The sequence below is a fragment of the Alteromonas sp. ABV4_515 genome (assembly GCF_056160345.1).
In genome coordinates this window covers 41,528-64,581 of record NZ_JBSWWZ010000005.1, presented here as the reverse complement: position 1 = coordinate 64,581, position 23,054 = coordinate 41,528, and the positions used below count along the sequence as shown (strand labels likewise).

The following is a 23,054-nucleotide window of genomic DNA, read 5'->3' as shown; positions in this document are numbered from 1 at the left end:
TTATGAGTATGGGTGTTGCAATGTTGCATTCGTGTAAAAAATCTAAAAGATTCAGACGCTTTCTACGTATTTATATAGTCACGAAACACCCATCTGTCTAATTTCTTTGAATACGTATGCAGGGGTTTGGTGCGCTTTGACAGTACAAGGTAGTATCTCATAGCAATTAACGTATCGTTAACAGCATGTAAAAACAAAAGCTGTAGTCAGGAACCCCAAGTATGAAAATCAGCCGCTTAACCTCAAGCATTTTAGCCAGTGCCATCTTATCTTCAGCATCGCAGGCTGCGACTATTTCGCCTCCCATGTGGTGGATTGGCATGCAAGAAAATTATTTGCAGTTGCTGATTGAAGAAGAGGGAGTGGGAGAAGGTACTGTTACGACGAATTTTCCGGGGGTTGTTGTAAAAGGCGTTGTCCCTTCTTCTAATGACAATACTTTGTTTGTCGATTTGGAAATCAGTGACGATGCTAAACCGGGTAAGGTGTCACTTACTATTGAAAAGAAATCAGGTGACACGATCACGCTGGATTATGAGTTGCATGCGCGGCAAACGGGTTCTGCCAGCCGACAGGGCTTCGATAGTAAAGATACAATTTATTTATTAACGCCGGATCGCTTTTCAAATGGCGACACACAAAATGACGATGTGGATGGTTTTAAAGATCCACTCGACAGAGATAATAAAGGCGGGCGTCATGGCGGCGACATTCAAGGAATAATTAATCATCTTGATTATCTGAGCTCAATGGGATTTACCCAAATTTGGTCAATGCCCTTGCTTGAAAATGCCATGGACAGTTATTCCTATCATGGCTATGCAATTACAGACTACTACAATATTGATCCCCGGTATGGTAGCAATGCAGACTACAAAAAATTGAGTGTTGCGGCCAAAGAGCAGGGTATTGGTCTCATTATGGACATGGTGCTTAACCATATTGGGGGCAATCACCCTTGGATGAACGCTGCACCGGATGAAAATTGGATTCATCACAATGGGGAATTTTCCGCAACCACCCACATTCGCGAGACCATGCACGACATTCATGGAACCCAATTCGACAAAGCCGCTTTTAACGATGGTTGGTTTGTGCCATCGATGCCAGATTTAAACCAGAGCAATCCTAAGCTTGCCACGTATCTCATTCAAAATGCCGTTTGGTGGGTTGAATATGCGGGATTAAGCGGCATTCGTGTAGACACGTATTCATACTCAGACAAGGCCTTTTTATCGGCCTGGACCCATCGATTAATGACCGAATATCCCCGTTTAAATATTGTCGGTGAGGAATGGTCTGTTAATCCTGTTATTACTTCCTATTGGCAGCACGGCACTTTGCGAAAAGACGGGTATAAATCTTGGTTGCCAGGGGTGATGGATTTTCCGCTTCAAGCTGCTTTGGTTACCGCGCTTAATGAAGAGGAGGGCTGGGGAACCGGGTTGAAAAAGCTCTATGAAGTGCTGGCAGGCGACTTTATCTATGGTGATCCGTCTAAATTGGTCATATTTGCCGATAATCATGATATGAGTCGCATTTACACCCAACTTGGCCATGATATTGATAAGTGGAAGATGGCCATGACAACCATCTTAACTACCCGAGGAATACCGCAGATCTTCTATGGCACAGAACTGTTAATGCAAAACCTGGGAACGGAAGACCATGGGATTATTCGTCGCGATTTTCCGGGTGGCTGGAAGGGCGATAGCAGTAACGCATTTACGGGGCAGGGATTAACCCCCGAACAGACAAATGCACAAGAGTTTATTCGTAATTTGTTGCAATTGCGTCAATCTTATCCAACATTATTTAGCGGAGAAATGACGCATTTCGTTCCGTTCGACGGTACTTACGTGTATTTTCGTCACGACGCAGAAAACCAGCAACAACTCATGGTCGTGCTTAATAAGGGCGACGAGAAAGCCCTCGATTTGCATCGTTTTGATGAGCGTCTGTCGACATTCACACAAATTCAGCGTGTCGACGCGAAAGGCTTTGCCACCAAGACGCTAGGCAGCACGCTTGAGGTGCCAGCGAACCAGGCAACCGTGTGGCTGATCAGTAAATAATTATAATTAGAGAATAAAATGAATAAAACACAACCTACCTTGCCTTTCTGGCAAATATGGAATGTCAGTTTTGGCTTCCTCGGTGTGCAGTTTGGGTTTGCCCTGCAAAATGCCAATGTCAGTCGCATTCTTTCTGATCTCGGGGCAGACTTACACTCACTGGCATTATTTTGGCTGGTGGCGCCTATTATGGGGTTGATCATACAACCTATTGTTGGCTCTGCATCAGACCGAACCTGGAACCGGTTAGGTCGTAGACGCCCCTTTATTCTCGCAGGCGCCATCGCAGCGGCCATTGGCATGTTGCTCATGCCAAATGCGCCACTCTTCGTTACATTAATGGCCCCGATGCTGTTTGGCGCGATGATGTTGGCGCTCATGGACGCTTCTTTCAACGTTTGTTTTCAACCCTTCCGCTCACTGGTTTCCGACATGGTACCCGCGTCTCAGCGCAATGCCGGTTACTCTGTGCAAGCGCTACTGATTAATATTGGTGCCGTTATCGGCTCCTTATTGCCTTTCATTCTCACCAATGTGGTTGGCTTGGATAATACGGCTGCGTTAGGTGAGGTTGCACCTTCCGTGGTGTGGGCATTTTACATTGGCGCCACTGTCTTATTGGGAACGGTGATTTGGACTGTTATTCGAACCAAAGAGTACGCACCAGAAGATTATGCCCGTTACAAGGGGCTGAATGTTGACGATGCAGCGCAGGCAGACAAAACCCCTTTCTGGACACTGGTTAAAACCATGCCTGACACCATGAAGCAGTTGGCGGTGGTGCAGTTTTTTTCCTGGTTTGCGCTTTATATCATGTGGGTCTATACCATGCCCGCCATCACCCAGCACATATGGAATATAGACAAACAATGGTTCGATCCTGCCTATATTGCGTCGGTAGGTAGCATGCCCGAGTTTGTTGTTGCTGCAAAAGGGGCTGCCGGTGATTGGGTGGGGATATTGTTTGCCGCCTACAGTGTATTTGCGGCCTTGTTCTCAGTCTTTCTGGCTCGCTTAGCCGATGGTTTTGGCCGTAAAACCATTTATGCCGGTTCACTGTTGTTAGGTGGCATTGGTTACATCAGTTTTCTCTTTTTCCAGGATCTGGAAGCCGTACACGTTAATTTGCTTATTACCGAAGTTACGGTTCCCCAAGGGGCTGTCAATTTAATGATACCGATGATTGGTGTGGGTATCGCCTGGGCAGCAATCCTAGCCATGCCTTATGCCATGCTCGCAGGCTCGTTGCCCGCAGAAAAAACCGGTGTGTATATGGGGATCTTCAACTTTACTGTTGCCATTCCGCAAATTGTGGCCGGACTCACTGCCGGTTGGATTTTAAGCAGCCTGTTTGACAACACCGCGATCAATATCATTCTGGTCGCTGGTGTATCGATGATCTGCGGCGCCATCGCTGTTTTGTTTGTTCGCGAGAACGAACTCAATAGTCAGCAGGCGGTAGACAAGGAACTATGATGAAACAATCAAAAATTACCCAATGTATGCTGCTGGCCACTGCAGCGGGATTATCTGCGTGTCAAGGCACACCGACAGAGTCTGCGGCAGCGCAGGCTATAACACATACCCCTGTTCTACAGGGTACCAATGAGCCGTTTAGCGCAGAGGCTATTTACTTCATTATGACTGACCGTTTTGTCGACGGTGACCCAACAAACAATTATGAAACCCAGGGTGGCGAGCATCCTACCTGGGAACTGCGCCTCGATGGACCGGACGGTCACTACGCTAACGTGGGCTACATGGGGGGAGACTTACAAGGTGTGGTCGACAATGTCGATTTCATTAAAGCAATGGGATTCACTGCGGTGTGGTTAACCCCGGTCGTTGATAATCCGAACCAGGCTTTTACGGGTAGTGAACAAATCACCTATGGTGGTCAGTTTAAAGACGGCGGGAAAACCGGTTATCACGGTTATTGGGCGACGAATTTTTACAAAGCAGATGAGCATCTGGTTAGCGACTCCCTCAGCGTGAAAGACTACACCAGTGCTATGCATGATGCCGGACTCAAAACGGTCTTCGATATTGTGGCAAATCACGGTTCCCCCAGCTTTACTATGCCGGTGGATCAACCTGGCTTTGGTGAAATCTATGATGCTAGCGGCAAGTTGGTGGCAGATCATGGCAACCTTCACCCTACAGAACTCGACCCCTCCAATCCGCTGCAGGCTTTCTTTCATCCTTTTCCTGATTTAGTGGAGCTGTCGAACCTGGATGAGTCGAATGCGGCCGTGCAGGATTATCTGATCAATTCCTATTTATACTGGATAGAGCAGGGCGCAGACGCGTTTAGAATTGATACTATACGACACGTACCACACAGCTTCTGGCGGGTGATGTCAGATCGTATTCGTGAGCAACATCCAGGCTTCTATATGTTTGGTGAAAGTTTCCAATACGATGCGAACTTTATTGCTCAGCATACGTTACCCAAGAACGGCAATATCAGTGTGCTGGATTTCCCCATGCAAAAAGCGATGGTGTCGGTTTTTGGAACGGAAGCAAAAGGCTTTGAGGCATTAGGCGACGCGCTTTATCTCACCCATGGGCCGTATCATAACCCCTACGACCTCACCACATTTTACGATAACCACGATATGCCAAGAATGAATGCAACCAACCAAGGGTTCATCGATGCGCATAACTGGTTGTTTACGTCCCGCGGCATTCCGGTGGTATATATGGGCTCTGAAACCGGCTTCATGCGCGGTACCGCTGAGCACAGTGGTAACCGTAATTATTATGGTCAGGACAAAGTAGATAGCGCTCCTGACCATGACATCTATAAAGCGTTGGTGCCCATCGCTCACGTACGACAGAAAACGCCAGCATTGCAGCGAGGGCTACAGTACATGCTTGAGCTGGAAGGCGACCGAGCGGCATTTTATCGCGTGGTACAAGACGAAGATGCCGCGCAAACGGCCTTAGTATTGCTCAACAAAAGCGATAGTCCAGCAAAATTTGCTATTACAAGTATGATGCAACATGGCGAATGGACAGAGCAAATAAGTCACCAATCAGTTACGGTTGACGGTAACCCGCTTACATCAACAGTACCGGCTCACGGGGTACAGGTTTGGGTACGCAACGGTGAGGTGTCCAATCCGGCTTTATTAGACGCTTTGCTTAATCAAATGAACAATCAGTAAATAAGTCTTCAAGATCAATGCAATGAAAAAAGCAGTCAGAAACGACTGCTTTTTGCTTTTTGGGCTCGTGATGAGATTACGCTTGATGCTGCGAAGCGCCGCAGGATTCGCGAATAATGAGTTCACCAGGCATCAGGTAATCTTCAACGGCTTGTTTATTGATGGCTTTAAGTAAACTGGATACCAATAACTTGCCAGCAAGCCGTGTATCTTGTTGCACGGTGGTCAGTGCAGGTGTGGTAAAGGCGGAAATAGAAATATTGTCATACCCGGTTACCACCACATCTTCCGGTACCCGATAGCCGTTTTCTTTTAAGGCCTGTAACACGCCGGTGGCGATGAGATCAGAGGCGCACACAATGGCTTCGGGCAGTGGACTGCCTGCGTTTAACAAAGTTTGCGTAGCCTTATAGCCTGCTTCGTCGGTGGAGTTGGCGTCGAGTCTTACAAATGTATCTACAGCGATTCCGTGGTCGACCAATGCCTGGCGATACCCTTGATAGCGGGCTAAAAATTCGGGGGCGTGGCCGCCAGCATCACCGATAAACGCGCAGGTCTTTTTGCCCAGTTGAATAAGGTGTCGGGTGAGATCGTAACCGCCCTGATAATTATCACAGCCGATACTGATACCGGGATGGTCGTTGTCTTTGGCTCCCCATCGGACAAAGTGCGTGCCTTGCTCTTCGAGCTGGGCCAGTTTATCGCGATATGCCGTGTAGTCGCCGTAGCCGAGTAGAATGATGCCATCCGCTTTTTTGGAATCTTCAAATTCGGCGTGCCAGTCGTCATCCAGATTCTGAAACGACACCAATAAGTCGTAACCCGCTGCCGCACTGGCACGGGTAATACTACCTAACATATTGAGAAAAAAAGGGTTGATCAATGAATCGTCGGTGGTGGGGTCTTCAAACAGCAATAAAGCAATGGTATTGCTCTTCTGCTTTCGCAAGTTGCTGGCGTTTTTATCCACTTTGTAATTGAGTTGCTTGGCGATACGTTGAACGCGCTCGCGGGTTTCTTTATTCACCAGCGGGCTATTACTCAGTGCTCTGGACACAGTTGATTGCGAAACACCGGCCATATGCGCAATATCAAAAGACGTGGCTTTTTCTTTCATGCCTGGAAAACGTAAAGTGACAAAAGTTGTATTCTACCACATAAGTTGTAAGGAATCGCTTGAGTTAATTGCCCCTTATCCCGTATTCGATGGTATTTTAGCCGCTTGTTTACGACAAGTTTAATTAATCATAGAGCCCTGTCTGGCAACGGGTTATACTCATTACATAACTTGCAAAAACACTTTTCAATAAAGGGGAAACGGCGAATGGCGGAAACGGAACATCATCCGAGCAACTTTATCCGGCAGATCATTGATAAAGATCTTGCGGCGGGTGTACATGATTCTATCAAAACACGCTTTCCACCGGAGCCTAACGGCTTTCTGCACATAGGTCATGCGAAGTCCATTTGCTTGAATTTTGGAATCGCTCGCGACTATCAAGGGTCGTGCAACCTGCGTTTCGACGATACGAATCCGGCAAAAGAAGACATCGAATACGTTAATTCTATTAAAGAAGACGTACACTGGTTGGGTTTTGACTGGAGTGGTGAGGCTTGCTATTCATCAGATTATTTCGAGCGCCTGCACGGCTACGCCCTCGAACTCATCGATAAAGGTTTAGCGTACGTTGATTTCTCTTCTCAGGAAACCATGCGAGAATTGCGTGGTACATTAACCGAGCCAGGTAAGAACAGCCCATATCGTGATACCGACGCGGCAACGAACCGCGCCGAATTCGAAAAAATGACGGCGGGTGAATACGCCGAGGGTCAGTGCTCTCTTCGTGCAAAAATTGATATGACATCGCCGTTCATGTGTATGCGTGACCCGGTTATTTACCGGGTGAAGTTTGCCCATCACCATCAAACAGGTGATAAATGGTGCGTGTACCCCATGTACGATTTTACACACTGTATTTCAGATGCCATCGAAGGGATCACACATTCACTGTGTACTCTGGAGTTCCAGGATAATCGTCGTCTTTACGATTGGGTCATTGAAAACATCTCCATAGAATGTACGCCTAAACAGTACGAATTTTCACGTTTGAATCTTGAATACACGGTGTTGAGCAAACGTCGTCTTATTCAATTGGTCGAAGAAAATCATGTGAGTGGTTGGGACGACCCGCGTATGCCCACCATCGCTGGTTTACGTCGTCGTGGCTACACGCCGGCATCGGTGCGCGAGTTCTGTAAGCGCATTGGTGTAACCAAAATGGATAACATGGTGGAAATGGGCATGCTTGAAGCCTGTATCCGCGATGATTTAAACGTGAACGCACCGCGTGCAATGGCGGTATTGGAGCCGGTTAAGCTGGTGATTGAGAACTATCCTGCCGGTGAAAGTGAACAGCTCCAAGCGCCGAATCATCCGAATGACGAAAGTATGGGTAACCGTACTATTCCGTTTAGTGGTGAAGTGTGGATCGAAGCGGAAGATTTCCGCGAGGAAGCGAACAAGAAATTCAAGCGTTTGGTTCTTGGCAAAGAAGTGCGATTACGCAATGCCTATGTAGTGAAAGCTGAGCGTGTTGAAAAAGACGCGGAAGGAAACATCACTACCATTTTCTGTACATACGATGCCGAAACCTTGGGTAAAGATCCGGCCGATGGCCGAAAAGTGAAAGGCGTTATTCATTGGGTTGATGCCAAAGCGGCAGATAAAGCGGAATTCCGTTTGTATGACCGTTTGTTTAATGTGCCCAATCCTGCTGCTGAAGAAAACTTTGTCGACGCCATTAATCCAGAGTCGTTAGTGGTTAAGTCTGGCTTTGTAGAACCAGGTTTGAGCGAGAATCCTGCCGCTGGTGGCTGGCAGTTTGAGCGCACCGGTTACTTCTGTTTAGACAACGACAGTAGCGACAGCGTAAAAGTATTTAATCAAACAGTGGGTTTACGTGACTCCTGGGCGAAAATTGCCGATTAATTACTGATCATTAACTGACTATTAGTTTCTTATTTTAAACCGCAGCATCGCTGCGGTTTTTTTATGCGTATTTCTGATTGATGCCGGCTGCAGGGTTGCGTAATCTGGTAAAAAACGTTGATAACAGGGAACATCATGAAACGCGGAATTCTGGCCATTACCACACTTTTATCTTTTTCAGCGGTATCAGCAACCTTTCCAGTCTACTTTTTAGGCGGTCAATCAAACATGGAGGGCTATGGCAAGATCAAAGATCTTGAGCCATTACATAGCAAGCCTGCAGAGCATGTGTTTTTGTTCACCGGCAATGTCGTGTCAGATGATGATACCAGCGGAGGAAAAGGCGTGTGGGCGCCGTTGCAGCCAGGTACGGGCACCGGATTTAAATCCAATGGCCGGGTAAGTCTCTACAGTGATACGTTTGGTCCAGAAGTCTCATTTGGCCATCAACTCTATTCTGTAAACGGCAATCAACCTTTAGCCATTATCAAGTATGCTAAAGGTGGTTCTGGCATTGCCGAAGGTGTGGGTCACGGCAGCTGGTTTCCTTTTTACAAAGAGAAAACCGGAGTTAATCAATACGATCATTTTCTGACCGCCTTACGCCTTGCTTTTGAGCCGACTGATATTGATTTAGATGGTGAGCTGGATACGCTAGTGCCTGCTGGCATCGTGTGGATGCAGGGAGAGTCTGATGCAGCGGAAAGTAAAGAAGTGGCAGAAGCTTATGAAGCAAACCTAAAACAATTGATGACACTGATCCGCGCTGCATTGCGGGATGATGATTTGCCGGTAGTCATTGGCAAAATCACGGACTCTGGTATGGATGAAACTGACGGCAAGCGCATGGATTATCACGGGATTGTTCAGAAAGCGCAGAAGTCTTTTGTTGATAACGACGTATGTGCTGCGTTTGTCACCACGCTCGATAATGAAAAGCATGTAGCAGACGGCTGGCACTATACATCAGAAGGTTATGTTCATCTTGGCGAAGCGTTTGCCGAGGCGATGATGAAACTACAGCAGAACTGTGATAAATCTGTCATCTGAGTCACCCAATAAAACGGGGAGCGTTAAGCTCCCCAATTCATGTTAATAAGGTACTGTTTCTGGTCTTGTTACTTCGGCTGACAGTCAATTGACTGACCATTCACATTTAAACTGTCATCACCCATGAGGTAAAGATAAACCGGCATCAGGTCAGCAGGGGGTTTCAGGGTCATTGGGTCTTCCGCAGGATAGGCGCTAGCGCGCATTTTGGTGCGGGTTGCACCAGGGTTAATACAGTTAAAACGTAACCCCCTGTTTTCAAATTCTGAAGCCAATACTTGCATCATACCTTCTGTCGCGAACTTAGACACGGCATAAGTGCCCCAAAATGCGCGGCCTTTTTTGCCCACACCCGAACTGGTAAATACCACTGAAGCATGCTGCGCTTTTCTAAGCGCAGGGATCAACGCTTGCGTCATCAGTGCGGCACTGTTCACGTTTATCTGCATCACATCCATCCACTCCGTTTCAGGAATGTCTGAAAAAGCACTTAAGTGGCCAAGCATAGAGGCATTGTGTAATACACCATCAAGCTTTCCAAACTGATCAATAATAGTTTGTGCCATATCTTGATAGTTTTTCGCTGTCGCCCCTTTTAAATCCAGCGGAATGATGGCTGGCTGCTGGCCTCCGGCCTCAACGATGTCATCATAGACTTTTTCCAGCTTGGATACCGTTTTACCTAATAAAATGCAGGTGGCACCAAAACGGGCGAAAGTTCTGGCTGCTTCAGCGCCAATACCATCTCCTGCGCCAGTGATCAGGATAATTTTATTTTCGAGTAATTCTTCAGCTGCCTGGTATTTAGTGGGCATAGATTCTAACCTTGAATTCGACACTACTGAGGGCGCAGCGCCTTGAGTGACCTGATAATACTCAGCGTCATGCACTTGTAAACCATTAGCCATGAAATTTCCCTGAAGAATTTAGGTTATTAAATTTAATTTACTAATTGTTAACAAACCTTTGCAAAATTTGGGTAATGCTCATAATATTAAGCCATACTCAACTGGTCATACTTGTTTGAACATTGGTTGTTTTACAACGATATAATTTTATCAAGCAGTGACTCGTGCATGATTTTATCCATGAAGCACAATAACAACAAAGCCTATTAAGGGAGAAAAAATGAGAAAACTCTTTATTAGTACCAGTGTGGCCCTGGCACTGGGTCTAACGGGTTGTGGTGGCTCAGACACACTCGAGGACATTCAGGCTGATACGCCGGTCCAGACGCCTTTTTCTCGCATTGTTTTTGACCCGGCAGCGGGCGATCTCAACATTCCTAACGATTTACTCATGCTGCCCGGTGATGACGGTTTTTTTGATTACACGCTCAATATTCCTGTTGCCGACCCATCTGATTTTTCCGATCCACAAAACGCATTGAACGTGTTGGATGGCTGGTCAACACAACATCCGTTCGTTATTGAGGTGACGACGCCGAGCGGTGTTTCCCTCGATGCTTCGACATTGGCTGATGGGATTATGTTGTTTGAAGCGACGTTAGGTTTAGATCAAAGCGATCCTGATTGTGCCAGCCTGACCATTCCATCGTCGGGTTGTAAAGTAGGTGATCAGCTTCAGTATGGTGTGGACTATGTTTTGTCACTGGTCGATAGCGACACGATTTCTGTGGTACCGCTGCAACCTCTGAAACCTGCACAAGGTTACATGCTGGTCATGACAACCGACTTAAAAGACAGCAGTGGTAATGGTGTGATGGGTTCAACTTCCTGGGAGTTAGTGAGACAGGATATTAATACACTGCCACTGAGCTCATCGGCGCAGTTACAGTTACAAACATTGGTTAATTCCTTAGTCGATCCCATCATTGATATGGGCTACGCCCGTGAAGACATCAGCTATGTTTCGGCCTTTACCACCCAAAGCACAGACATTGCGTTGAATTCGGTGAAGCGTGTCATGGTGGCGGAATTTGCTGGCCGTGCAGCAGCGGGAGACCCTACCGCAGCGCAAGCATTACCGGTAATCACGATTACTGATCCCGAGGGCGCGACCAATGCGATGGAAGCGCTAAACCTGGTTGATGATGAAACGTTAGCGGGTGCGGTTCAACAGGGGATTGCGGCGTTACCTGAAGCGTTCGCTGCTTTTATCCCTACCATTGAAGCCACGCTGGCGGCGGGCGGGTTTGACAGTCTACAAACCTGTTCGGGCTTACTTGGCACCTCGTCTGGTGCGATGGCGGGTACATGGGGCGCACTTAATGATTTCGCGGTGGGTGTTTCAACAGGTATTTTAGCCCAGGCGGGGCCATTCTGTGCTGCATCTCATTATCAGGGAAGTGTTTCATTACCTTATTACCTGGCGTTGCCTTCTGCGGAAGATCCATTAGCTCCCACCACGGGATTCTGGCAAGCAGCCTGTGATAGCGGCATCGTGCTTGCTGGCGCACCGGATGAAGCGTTAGCGGCCGCGACACCGGGGCCCAATTATACCTTGTGCGAACAGATCGGATTAGCCGACCTTCGTGTAAATGGTGAGATGTTGGATTCGGCTCGGAACATCACGAAGTTTAATCCTGTACCACAGACAAATGTAGTTCAAGCGTTAGACGTGCAGGTAACCGTACCAGAACCCACTGTGGCGGCTGGCTTAGGCTTCCCAATCAGTCAACCTGAAGCGGGTTGGCCGGTAGCCATTCTGATGCACGGCATTACCAGTAAGAAAGAAGATATGTTGGCGATTACAGGTGCGTTGTCACTGGCTGGTATTGCCACCGTTGCCATTGATCACCCGCTGCACGGCAGTCGTGGTTTTGACTTAAACGGTGACGGTACAGATGAAATCAATGCAACCACGGTAAGTGCAACGCATTATATGAACCTGCTGTCGCTGCCAACGGCCCGTGACAATGTGCGTCAGAGTGTGTCTGACTTACTGGGTCTGCGATTAGGCTTAAATGCGGTTAATGATATGACCACCATGAGTGCGGCACAGTTTGATCTTAGTCGTGTGTATTTTATGGGTGTATCGTTAGGCGCAATAACAGGCGCTGACTTTGCAGCGGTAACCAATTCAACCATGGGTGGTGATTTAGCGGCACTCGACAGCATGTATGCAGTGCAAGCTGCTTCTCTAGAATCACCGGGTGGTGGTGTTGCGCAATTTTTAATTGACTCGCCGCGTTTTGGGCCGCTGATCAAAGGGCTGCTTCTGTCCGAATCGTCTGAAGACTTCCAGGGCTTGCTGGTACAACTTTATGGCACAGCCGATGTGACGCAGGAGCAACTCGTGGCCGCCGTCGCCGTGTTTGAAGAGAATGTGACAGAGGCCCAGGCCGCGGAAGTACAAGCCGTGCTGTCGCAGTTTGCCTTTGCCGCACAAACCGTGTTGGATGCGGGTGACCCGAACAACTATGCGCAAACCATGACGGCAACCACGCCTGTGCACATGATGACCGTGGTCGGTGATGGTGGTGATAACTTACCTGATCAAGTAATTCCGGTAACGACTTCGCTGCCTCTGGCAGGCCAGGCTCCTTTTGCTGCTATCGCTGGCCTGGAGCAAATCAGTGTAACGGCGACGGGCGATCCGGTAAGTGGACTGGTGTTGTTCAATCAAGGTGCGCACGCATCAAGCTTGAGTCCTGAAGCCAGTGCCGCAGCGACAACTGAGATGCAGCGAGAAGTGGCTGGGTTCCTGTCTAGCGATGCGACAGTTATCCCAATCACGGATACATCGGTGGTGGCAAACTAGCCAATTAGTTGCTCATAAAAATAAAGCCGGCTCAATAACGAGCCGGCTTTTTTTATGGTCTTCAAGAACACCGTTAACTTAACGGGTTAACAGGGCGAGCTAACCGGTATATTTGTCAATCCCAGTAGGATTGGCATTTTCAGATACCGCTTCTTTCCATCCACCACCTAATGACTGGTAAAGCTCAACCAGTGCCGTTAGCTGCTCTTTACGGGTATCGATGAGCGCATTTTTAGCTTCCAATGACTCCCGCTGAGCAAGCAGAACTTCAAGATATTCACCTCGCGCCGATGCGAAGAGCTTATTAGCTACATCTACAGACTGATCCAGTGCTTCTATCTGTTTGCTTTTCAATGCAAAGCTGTTGTTGAGGTTGTCGAGTTTCGATAGCCCCGAAGACACTTCAGACACGGCGCGTACAATGGTGTACTCGTATTCGTATGCAGCCTGAATTTGCGCTGCACTGGCATCTTTATATTGCGCTTCAATGGCACGCAGGTTGATGAGTGGCGCGAAAATATCGCCAGACAAGGAATATGCTACCGACTCTGGGGTGTTAAAAAGGTATTTCGCATCGAACGCTTCCAAACCTATTCCCGCATGCAGTGCAAACGAGGGATAGAAATTGGCTTTTGCGACACTGATATTCAGTTTCGCAGCGGCTAATTCCAGTTCGGCTTCCCGGATATCGCTACGATTACTTAATAATTCCGACGGTACCCCGGCAGCAGGTTTATGCAGTTTGGCCGACATTAACTGATCCGCATCGCGTTCGATGTGCTGCGGTGCACGTCCTAGCAGCAGATTCAGTTTATTTTCGGTTTCAACAATTTCTTGCTGCACGATATAGCGTTCGCTTAAATTTTTGTTTACCTCCGCGTTAAAGCGCGCAACGGGCAGGGAAGATGAACGCCCGAATTGCTTAAGCTTTTGAATGGTATTTAGCACATTTTTTTGCAGCGCTATGGTGGCATCTAAATTACTCAGGTGGTTATCCAGAGCAAGCAATTCATAATAGGTTTTTGCTACCTCAGCCACCATTTCAGTAATGAAGAACTGACGACTTTCAATGCTGGCAAGGTATTCAAGTGATGCCACCTTGGACGCATCACGCAGTTTATGCCACACATCTAACTCCCACGATGCATTGAGTCCCAGGCGAAGGTTAGCCAGAGGATCGGGGAAGTCTTTGTCTCCGCGAATATGCAATTGCTCTTCCACGGCACCGTCGCGAGTATATTCGCCCACTTTACCGGTTTCAGCTTCCGCCCCCGCCGACACGCTGGGCAAATATTCCCCCTCTCTGGCGTAAACTTCGTTCGCCGCCATGTTGATGCGTTGTAACATCATGGCCACTTCCTGGTTATTTGCCAGCGCGGTGTCGATGAGCTCGATGAGGTGAGGATCTTCAAACCATTCATTCCAATCTATCTTCACGTGCTCGCTCGATAACGATGATTGATAATTCGAGGGCAGTGCCACCTGGGCGTCTCGTGTTTGAATATCAGGTATGGCGCAGCCTTGCAGCACCAAGGCGGCTGTGACTGCTAACGCAAGTGGCTTAACGGTATTACGAATAGAGAATGAATTAATCATGTTTAGCCTCCTCGTGGTTATAGTCGTAGGTTTCGGTCAGTGGCATGTGGTCTTCGTTTTTAATCAGTGTTTTACCTTCACCCATTTTGGCGAAAAGGTAATACAAGCCCGGAATGATAAGCACACCAAATACGGTGCCGAAAACCATGCCGCCAAGAGCAGATGAACCGATGGTGCGATTTCCTACCGCACCGGCCCCGGTCGCGATAACCAGCGGGATGAGTCCGGCAACAAAGGCAAAGGATGTCATCAGAATAGGACGGAACCGGGCCGTAGCCGCCTCAATCGCGGCTTGTTTGATGGACAAGCCCTGTTCTTTTTTCTGTACCGCGTATTCCACAATTAGAACGGCGTTTTTACCCAACAAGCCAACTAGCATGACGAGACCTAACTGTGCATAGACGTCGTTACTTAGTCCCACGGCTTTGAGCAGCATCATTGAACCAAAAATCCCCGTGGGCAGAGACAGGATCACTGCAAAAGGTAACAGTAAACTTTCATACTGCGCCGCGAGCACGATATAAACGAACAACAGAACAACCACAAAGATGAGCACCGCTTCATTGCCGCGCTGTGCTTCATCGTATGACAGTCCTTCCCAGCCTATGTCGTAGCCGTGGGGGAGTGTGGCTGCGGCAACTTCTCGCACTGCCTGAATGGCATCTGCCGAGGTATAACCTTTTGCCGGTTCTGCCCGAATAGCAGACGACGTATACAGGTTGTACCGGGTAATTTCATTCGGTCCCTGGGTTTTAATCAGTTTCATAAAGGCGGAATAGGGCACCATTTCACCTTCTTCGTTGCGTACATAATAGTCCAGCAGATCACTTGGGTAACGGCGATACTCGGGTGCCGCCTGGGTGTACACTTTGAAGAAATTGTTAAAGCGGGTGAAACCCTGCTCGTAGGTACTACCGATAAGAATGTCCAGGTTTTCCATGGCGGTTTTAATAGAAACGCCTTTTTGCATGGCGGCCTGATTATCAATTTCGATTTTGTACTGTGGGTAATCGGCTGCGTAGAAGGTAAACAAGCCTTTTAACTCTTTGCGTTTAGCAAGTTCAGCCATGAAATCTTTGTTGATTTGATCAAATTCCTGGTAGTCGGTGGTATTGGTTTTATCCAATAATCGGAACGACAAACCGGATGATGCACCATAGCCGGGTACCACTGGCGGCTCGAAGTATTCAATGGTTGCACCGAGGTGATGGGCTTTTTCTTCCAATGCTTCGATGATTTCAGGCACCGTCTGTTCACGATCCGCCCAATCCTTTAAGTTGATCAAACAGGTACCCGCATTGGAACCACGTCCTTCGGTGAGGATTTCGTAACCAGCAAGGGAAGAAACCGACGATACGCCTTCAATTTCCAGCGCCATGCTCTGAAGTTCCCGCGCCACCTTATTGGTTGCTTCCAGGGTAGAGCCGGGTGGGGTTTGAATGATCGCGTAAATCTGGCCCTGATCTTCACCGGGAATAAAGCCTGACGGCAGGATTTGGTTCACCCATCCCGTACCGGCAATAAACGCAATCAGCACAATACCTGTTACAACCCGACGGTTAACAATGGCAGCGATAATGCGGGTATAGCGGCCTGTTACTTTTTCAAATATACGGTTAAATGCATCAATGAACTTGCTGACAGGCGTGCGCTTCTTAGGCTGACCATGATGGTTTTTCAGCAGCATTGCACACAGCACCGGAGTAAGTGACAGGGCAACAATACATGAAATAACAATCGACGACGCCATGGTGATAGAGAACTGTCGGTAAAACACCCCCACCGGACCGGCCATAAATATTAGCGGTACAAAAACGGCAACCATGACCAGAGTAATGGCGATAATAGCACCTCCCATTTCACCCAAAACTTGCTTTGTTGCCACGTAAGCATTCATGGTGGCGTCATCTTCCATTTTGGCATGCACCGCTTCCACCACAACAATGGCGTTGTCGACCACAATGCCGATGGCAAGTACCAAAGCAAATAGCGTGATTAAATTTATATTTACGTCGAATGCCTGCATGCAAAAGAAAGTACCGATGAGCGACACGGGTACGGCGATGATAGGTATTAACGTTGAGCGCCAGTCACCCAGGAAAATAAATACCACCAGGGAAACCAGAACAAACGCTTCTCCTAGCGTATGCAGAACCTGTTCTATGGACGCATCGAGGAATTTAGAAACGTCGTAATTGATTTCATAATGCATACCTGCGGGGAATGATTTCTCCAGCTCCGCCATCTTTTCTTTTACGTTATCGATAACTACGTTCGCACTGCTGCCGTAGTTTTGCTTAAGCACAATGGCCGCCGAAGGATAGCCATCTTTGTTTGAATAAATATCAAAAAATTCACTGCCCAATTCTACTTCGGCGACATCGCCAAGTTTCAGCAATTTGCCGTCTGAGTCGGCGCGAATAATGATATTTTTATATTCTTCGGGTTTGTTGTAACGGCCTTCATACACCAAGACATATTCTTTCGACTGCGCATCAATGCCCGAACTTCTGCCCAAACGACCAGGACGACCAATTAAGCTTTGCTCATCCATGGCTTCCATTATTTCATCGACGGAGATCTTGTAGGCACGCATTCTGTCAGGCTTAAGCCAAACACGCATCGCATACTGGCGGCTACCTAGTATTTTAGCACTGGCAATGCCTTTCACACGCTGCACTTCAGGAATGACATTGATATTCGAATAGTTATACAAAAACTTCTCATCAGCATCTTTGTCGGTACTGTAGACATTGATGTACATGAGCATGCTAGGCTGCACGCGATTAACCACAACGCCTTCAAGCTGAACAAGTTGCGGTAACCGGTTCATTATCTGATCGAGCCGGTTTTTCACGTTCATCAGCGCCTGATTGGGATCAACATCGAGGTCGAAAATGACCTGGATTGTCGCTTCACCGGCACTGGTGGCGTCAGACACAATGTATTTCATGCCAGGCACACCGTTGATAGAACGCTCGATGGTGACCAACGAGGACTTTACCAGCACATCTGCATTCGATCCCGGGTAAGCCAGTGAGATCAGTACACGAGGTGGTGCAATATCGGGGTATTGCGATGTCGGCAAAGAGAAAATCGACAATACGCCTAAAAACACAATCATGACAGAAAGCATAATTGCCATTACCGGTCGCTTTATAAAAACTCCAAACATAAACCTGTGCCCTTATTCCGCGTCTAAATGAAGTTCGGCGAAGGCTTGCGCTGCCGGAACAGGATCAGGATTGATATGGTCGCCATTCGCCACACGGCGTAAACCATCAATGAGCACTGTATCATTCTCATCAAGACCCGAGGAAACAATGAAAATGTTGGGTAATTCTGCAGCAACCTGAATGTGACGAGAATGAATAACATCATCCTTATCAACAACGTAAACATAGGTTTGGTCGAGAATTTCAAACGTCGCTTTTTGTGGAATGATGATACTGTCAGGGTAGGCCACATCCATCAAAATATTTCCGGTTTGACCGTGACGTAATAAGCTATTCGGGTTGGCAAAAGAGGCCCGCATTTCGATGGTACCAGTATGGTTGTCGAAATCCGCCTCAACGGTGTCAATATGTCCGGTTTGTGAATACACCGAACCATTCGCTAGCTTTAAATGTACTGGGGTTTCAGTAATGTCTCTACCGTGTTGGACATAATCTAAATACTGAGACTCGGGCACATTAAAATACACCCACATTTCGCTTAAATCGGACAGGGTTGTCAGTAATTCGCCTTCGTCGAGTAAGCTGCCTGTGCGGGCTTCAAGGTGGTCCATTTTGCCTGTAAACGGGGCCCGGATATCGGTGAAGTCCAAATGGGTTTGCGCCAGTTCAACTTCTGCCAGGGCTTTGTCGTACTTTGCCTTCTCCACGGCCAATTCTGTAGACGATACAATGTCTTGTGATTCCAGCGATTGCGTATTTTCCCATTCGACCCGTGCCGCGTTGGCTTCGGCTTGTGCCTTGTGAAGCTCGGCTTCATAAATGGTGGGAGTAATTTTAAACATCGGCTGACCTTGCTCAACGGTCTGACCTTCGTCAACAAACGTTTGTTGCAGGTAGCCTTTTTCCATTGCGCGTACTTCAATGTGTTGAATGGCACGTATTTGACTCACGTACTCTTTTACAATGGTATTGTCTTGTTTAATGGGATGGGTGACCGCCAGTGCCAGCGAGGGTTCATGGAAGGTTTCTTCTTCCTGCCCACAACCTGAAAGGAGGATAGAAACGACACTCAGTGCAACGATTGTTTTCTTGTTCATAAATAATTTTTGTAAATAGATGCCTGTCGCCGGACTGATAAGCCAGACGAACAAAAAATAAGCGCGACAACAGACTCACCAGCCAGTGAAGAATAAACAACTGGCAGTGTGGTCGCAGATAAACGCCAGAGCGAAATTAATGCGCTCCGGAGTACATGATTAAAAAAGAACAGTGGATATCAGTCAGCGAATGCTGAACTGATCAGAAAACCGGTGGCGCGCGAGAGGGAGGTTGGACAAAACGGAAAGAAGACGTAAAAACCGCATATTGAGGAACTTCAAATAACGATACCAGATGATAATGCGGGGGCGGAATTTGCTGAGCAATGGGGGGAGACGGATCAAATTGCTCGTCTTCTACGTCTTCAACTTTAAACGACAGTGTAAAAATGGACGCGTCAGAATGAAACTGAACGGCGGTGGTAAGATAACACTGTTTTGTCTCTATCAGCAGCGCACAGAAAAACACCATCAAGAAGGCTGGGAACCTTTTTGATATAAGTGTTTGACGTATTTGGTTAAAAAATAACAAAGGAATTGCGCTTACCTGCATTAAAGACAATTAAGATGCTACGAAGTGTGAGGTTGTTAAACAAGGTGCTGTGAGATAAATGACCCTTTTTCACCGGTGTTTCACTACGACTTATTTGTTAGTGTTCAAAGGATAACCTGGCTTGTAAACGGCGTGTGAAAACCAGTTAAAAAAGCATGAGGCTATTCTTCGTCAGTTATCGGTATTGCACAAAACCGTTAGCACCAACATGAAATCAGAGTGTCGTCAGTCATGGCTTTGTTTGTTAAACTATCCCGCTGTTTAAACGGTATTAATATGCTGTTCGCCCGGTGAGGGCCGTAGTAGAAGAAAAATCAGGAGAAGATGTTGGAGTTTTTGTACGAATACGGACTATTTCTGGCAAAGGCTGTCACCTTGGTAGTGGCCATTGTGATTGTATTGATTGCCATAGTGGGCAGCGCCAGTCGCCAAAAGCCAGGCAAAGGCCAGCTTGAAATTATATCGCTGACTGAGCAGCTAAATGATATTAAACATTATGCACGCTCGGTATTACTTGATAAGGCCGCACAGAAGAAGCTGGCCAAGGAACAGAAGAAAAAAGACAAAGCAGATAAATCAGACAGTAAGAAAAGTGAAGAGGGTGAGAAAAAATCCCGCCTGTTCGTTATTGATTTTGAAGGTTCTATGGACGCCCATGAAGTAGAGCGTTTGCGTGAAGAAATTACCGCAGTATTGTGCGTCGCAGAAAAGCAGGATGAAATTCTTGTGCGTTTGGAAAGTGGTGGCGGTGTGGTTCACGGATACGGTCTGGCTGCATCACAACTGCAGCGGATTAAAGAAGCCGGCATCAAACTCACCATTTCTGTCGATAAAGTCGCCGCGAGTGGTGGTTACATGATGGCGTGTGTTGCCGATACGTTGTTATCTGCTCGCTTTGCCTACATTGGTTCTATTGGTGTACTGGCTCAAATTCCAAACGTAAATAAGCTGCTCAAGAAGCATGATATTGAGTTTGAGCAACACACTGCCGGCGATTACAAGCGCACACTGACCGTATTCGGTGAGAATACTGACGAAGGCCGTGAGAAATTCCAACACGATTTAGAAAACATTCATACGCAGTTTAAGCTGTGGGTGAAATCTCAGCGCGACGTGCTGGATATTGAAAAAGTCGCCACCGGTGAAGTTTGGTTAGGGGCGGAAGCACAAGAGCTTGGCCTGGTTGACGACATTATGACGTCTGATGACTATATTCTTTCGCATCATCCGGCCCGCGAAATCTTTGCGGTAAAATACGCGCAGAAGAAGACCATGGCAGAGAAACTGGGCTTCGCTGTTTCAACAGCGGTAGAGCGTAGCATTATGCGTGTAATGTCTAAATCCAGACAGTGGTTTCAGTAGTGCTGTAGCGCCATGGCGAAAGATACCAAAGTTAGAATACTCAATGCCGCTGAAGCCTTGTTCGCTGAACAAGGCTTCACACAAACCTCCATGCGCGCAATTACTGCTCGTGCTGATGTGAACCTGGCTTCAGTGAATTACCATTTTGGTAGCAAGAAAAACCTCATCCAGGCCGTGCTGAAACGCTACTTTGACGTGTTGATGCCGCAAATTGATACGGTACTTGCTAAGCATAAAGTGGAAACTGGCGTCGGTGGCGTACAAAGCCTGCTTATGTCTCTGGTGCCACCAATGATAACCCTTTCTAACGTACGACCCAAAGGCACAGCGCTGTTTGTACAACTTCTTGGTCGTGGCTATAACGAAACGCAAGGGCATTTGCGCCGGTTTATCATGCACGATTATGGTAAGTCTGTGGCCGGATTGATGGCGGCACTGCATGCCAGTTTGCCAGAGGTCGACGATCACGAATTATTCTGGCGGCTGCATTTCGCCATCGGCAGTTTTGTGTTTTCCATGGCTTCCAGTCAGGCCCTGACTGAAATCGCAGAAGCCGATTTTAATCAGGATGTTGATATTCAAGCCGTTATTCTGCATCTCGTGCCTTTTGTTTCCCAAGGCATTGCCGGGCATTCTGCCTAAGTCTTATCGCCATTATCAGGAGGGCATCATGGCCGTCACCAGGCACCAACTCGCTGCGTTTTTAGATGAATTATTGCGCCCCGCAGAAATTAACGATTTTTGCCCCAATGGTTTACAGGTTGAAGGTAGCCAAGACATCAATAAGATAATTACGGGGGTTACGGCCTCACAGGCGTTAATTGACGAAGCAGTGAGGTTGAATGCTGATGCCATTCTGGTACATCACGGGTACTTCTGGAAAGGCGAAGATCCTGCGCTTACCGGCATGAAAGGGAAGCGTATTCGTACTTTGATAAAGAACGACATTAATCTTTTGGCTTATCACCTGCCTATCGATGTTCACCCGCAATACGGTAACAACGCGCAACTGGGTGACATCATGGGGCTAACTGATCTATCGCCTTTATCTGGCGTAAAGCCTAATGGCATCATATTTACAGGACGCACCACCCAAGCCATGTCTGGTGAGGCATTTCGCCAGCAACTTGAAACGGCGTTGGGCCGAAACGTGTTGCACGAAGGGCACCCTCCGAAAGACATCAATACCGTTGCGTGGTGCACTGGGGGCGGACAGGGCTATATCGAGCAAGCCATTGCTGCTGGTGTAGATGCATTTGTTACCGGTGAAGTGTCGGAACAAACCGTTCACGCGGCCCGCGAACTCGGCATCCATTTTTATGCCGCCGGGCACCACGCTACCGAGCGTTACGGGGTAAAGGCCGTGGGAGAGTGGCTCGCTTCAGAACTGGAAGTAAATGTCGAATTTATCGACATTGATAATCCTGCCTAATCTCTTCTTAGCAACGTTATCAACGAGTATGTAGCTACGAGTCGTTCAACTTACTGCAGATGCATTTATGAAATCTACCGACCAATACTTTGATGGTATTGCAAAAAAATTTGCCACCAATATCTATGGCACCACCAAAGGGCGTTTGCGTCATTTGCTGTTGGTAGAAACGCTTACACCGTACCTACAATCGTCGCGGCCACTTAACGTTATGGATTTAGGTGGGGGTACCGGCATTATGACAAAAGTGCTTGCCGATGCTGGTCACCACGTGACATTAGTGGATGCATCGGAAGATGTACTGTCACTCGCCAGAGAATATTTGGCGGAACTTCCGCAAGTAACCATCCGACAAGGCAGCATTCAGACCGAAACGCAGATTGACCAGCAAGATCTCATCGTTTGTCATGCCGTGCTGGAGTGGTTAGCCGAACCCCTGGAGGCTTTAAGCCTTATCTATCAAAAAATGAAACCTGGCAGTGCACTGAGTTTAACGTTTTTTAACCGTGATGCGGCGCTGTTTGGCAACGCGATCTACGGTAATTTTGACTACATCAATCGTGGGATGAAAGTAAAAAATCAGGTGCGTTTGAATCCGAATAATCCGCTGGTGCCGGCAGAAGTTATTAGTCATGCAGAATCACTGGGGTTCACTGTGAACGCTGTCACTGGCATACGTTGTTTTCATGATTACATGCGAGAGCGGCAACTCACCGATGCTGAATTTGAAGCGCTGGTGGCATTGGAAAAGCAGTATATGAATCAAGCGCCTTATTGCTGGCTAGGAAAATACATGCACCTGATACTAGAAAAACCGGCCTGAGTAGACCG

The 23,054-nt window shown here is 47.6% G+C and carries 16 protein-coding genes; 10 read left to right on the top strand and 6 right to left on the bottom strand.

Annotation, left to right across the window (positions count from 1 at the left end):
- The first annotated feature begins 221 nt into the window (after positions 1 to 221).
- Genes ACXAGX_RS12560 through ACXAGX_RS12550 form a run of 3 tightly spaced genes read left to right on the top strand, consistent with a single transcriptional unit; the run spans position 222 to position 5,245 of the window.
- On the top strand, positions 222 to 2,075 hold the full coding sequence (locus ACXAGX_RS12560; RefSeq protein ID WP_474838736.1) for an alpha-amylase family glycosyl hydrolase: 1,854 nt from the start codon (positions 222 to 224) through the stop codon (positions 2,073 to 2,075).
- Positions 2,076 to 2,093: 18 nt separating this feature from the next.
- A complete protein-coding gene (locus ACXAGX_RS12555; RefSeq protein WP_474838734.1) occupies positions 2,094 to 3,551 on the top strand; it encodes an MFS transporter in 1,458 nt (485 codons plus the stop codon).
- The gene (locus ACXAGX_RS12550) at positions 3,551 to 5,245 is read left to right on the top strand and encodes an alpha-amylase family glycosyl hydrolase (protein ID WP_474838732.1); all 1,695 of its coding nucleotides are present in this window, start codon (positions 3,551 to 3,553) and stop codon (positions 5,243 to 5,245) included. Before ACXAGX_RS12555 ends, ACXAGX_RS12550 begins: the two co-directional genes overlap by 1 nt.
- Before the next feature lie 76 nt (positions 5,246 to 5,321).
- Here the strand turns inward: ACXAGX_RS12550 and ACXAGX_RS12545 are convergent, their stop codons facing one another.
- On the bottom strand, positions 5,322 to 6,362 hold the full coding sequence (locus tag ACXAGX_RS12545) for a LacI family DNA-binding transcriptional regulator (RefSeq protein ID WP_474838730.1): 1,041 nt from the start codon (positions 6,360 to 6,362) through the stop codon (positions 5,322 to 5,324).
- Positions 6,363 to 6,569: 207 nt separating this feature from the next.
- On the opposite strand from ACXAGX_RS12545, the gene glnS reads away from it, so the two are divergent.
- Together glnS and ACXAGX_RS12535 are read left to right on the top strand one after the other, a co-directional pair.
- On the top strand, positions 6,570 to 8,234 hold the full coding sequence (gene glnS, locus ACXAGX_RS12540) for a glutamine--tRNA ligase (RefSeq protein ID WP_474838728.1): 1,665 nt from the start codon (positions 6,570 to 6,572) through the stop codon (positions 8,232 to 8,234).
- Between the two features lie 135 nt (positions 8,235 to 8,369).
- Positions 8,370 to 9,284: a sialate O-acetylesterase gene (locus ACXAGX_RS12535; protein WP_474838726.1), complete on the top strand. Its 915-nt coding sequence runs from the start codon at positions 8,370 to 8,372 to the stop codon at positions 9,282 to 9,284.
- Between the two features lie 68 nt (positions 9,285 to 9,352).
- Here ACXAGX_RS12535 and ACXAGX_RS12530 read toward each other — a convergent pair whose 3' ends face one another.
- The gene (locus ACXAGX_RS12530; RefSeq protein ID WP_474839121.1) at positions 9,353 to 10,099 is read right to left on the bottom strand and encodes a YciK family oxidoreductase; all 747 of its coding nucleotides are present in this window, start codon (positions 10,097 to 10,099) and stop codon (positions 9,353 to 9,355) included.
- Between the two features lie 313 nt (positions 10,100 to 10,412).
- Between ACXAGX_RS12530 and ACXAGX_RS12525 the strand changes: the two genes are divergently transcribed.
- On the top strand, positions 10,413 to 13,007 hold the full coding sequence (locus ACXAGX_RS12525) for a VolA/Pla-1 family phospholipase (RefSeq protein ID WP_474838724.1): 2,595 nt from the start codon (positions 10,413 to 10,415) through the stop codon (positions 13,005 to 13,007).
- 99 nt (positions 13,008 to 13,106) lie between these two features.
- Here the strand turns inward: ACXAGX_RS12525 and ACXAGX_RS12520 are convergent, their stop codons facing one another.
- From ACXAGX_RS12520 to ACXAGX_RS12505, 4 genes are all read right to left on the bottom strand, one after another.
- Complete coding sequence (locus ACXAGX_RS12520; RefSeq protein ID WP_474838722.1) at positions 13,107 to 14,603, bottom strand: TolC family protein; 1,497 nt, start codon at positions 14,601 to 14,603, stop codon at positions 13,107 to 13,109.
- The gene (locus ACXAGX_RS12515) at positions 14,596 to 17,778 is read right to left on the bottom strand and encodes an efflux RND transporter permease subunit (protein WP_474838720.1); all 3,183 of its coding nucleotides are present in this window, start codon (positions 17,776 to 17,778) and stop codon (positions 14,596 to 14,598) included. The genes ACXAGX_RS12520 and ACXAGX_RS12515 overlap by 8 nt, the downstream gene beginning before the upstream one ends.
- A 12-nt stretch (positions 17,779 to 17,790) precedes the next feature.
- On the bottom strand, positions 17,791 to 18,876 hold the full coding sequence (locus ACXAGX_RS12510) for an efflux RND transporter periplasmic adaptor subunit (protein WP_474838718.1): 1,086 nt from the start codon (positions 18,874 to 18,876) through the stop codon (positions 17,791 to 17,793).
- 202 nt (positions 18,877 to 19,078) lie between these two features.
- Positions 19,079 to 19,351 carry a hypothetical protein gene (locus tag ACXAGX_RS12505; RefSeq protein WP_474838716.1) on the bottom strand — a complete coding sequence of 91 codons (273 nt, stop codon included), beginning with the start codon at positions 19,349 to 19,351 and terminating at the stop codon, positions 19,079 to 19,081.
- A 405-nt stretch (positions 19,352 to 19,756) separates the two neighbouring features.
- On the opposite strand from ACXAGX_RS12505, the gene sohB reads away from it, so the two are divergent.
- From sohB to ACXAGX_RS12485, 4 genes are all read left to right on the top strand, one after another.
- Entirely contained in the window at positions 19,757 to 20,791 is a 1,035-nt protein-coding gene (gene sohB / locus ACXAGX_RS12500; protein ID WP_474839119.1) for a protease SohB, read from the top strand.
- A gap of 12 nt (positions 20,792 to 20,803) precedes the next feature.
- Positions 20,804 to 21,433: a TetR/AcrR family transcriptional regulator gene (locus ACXAGX_RS12495; RefSeq protein ID WP_474838714.1), complete on the top strand. Its 630-nt coding sequence runs from the start codon at positions 20,804 to 20,806 to the stop codon at positions 21,431 to 21,433.
- Between the two features lie 28 nt (positions 21,434 to 21,461).
- The gene (locus ACXAGX_RS12490) at positions 21,462 to 22,223 is read left to right on the top strand and encodes a Nif3-like dinuclear metal center hexameric protein (protein WP_474838712.1); all 762 of its coding nucleotides are present in this window, start codon (positions 21,462 to 21,464) and stop codon (positions 22,221 to 22,223) included.
- Positions 22,224 to 22,290: 67 nt separating this feature from the next.
- Positions 22,291 to 23,046 (top strand): methyltransferase domain-containing protein, encoded by a 756-nt coding sequence (locus tag ACXAGX_RS12485; protein ID WP_474838710.1) that lies wholly within the window; start codon positions 22,291 to 22,293, stop codon positions 23,044 to 23,046.
- Positions 23,047 to 23,054 lie beyond the last annotated feature (8 nt).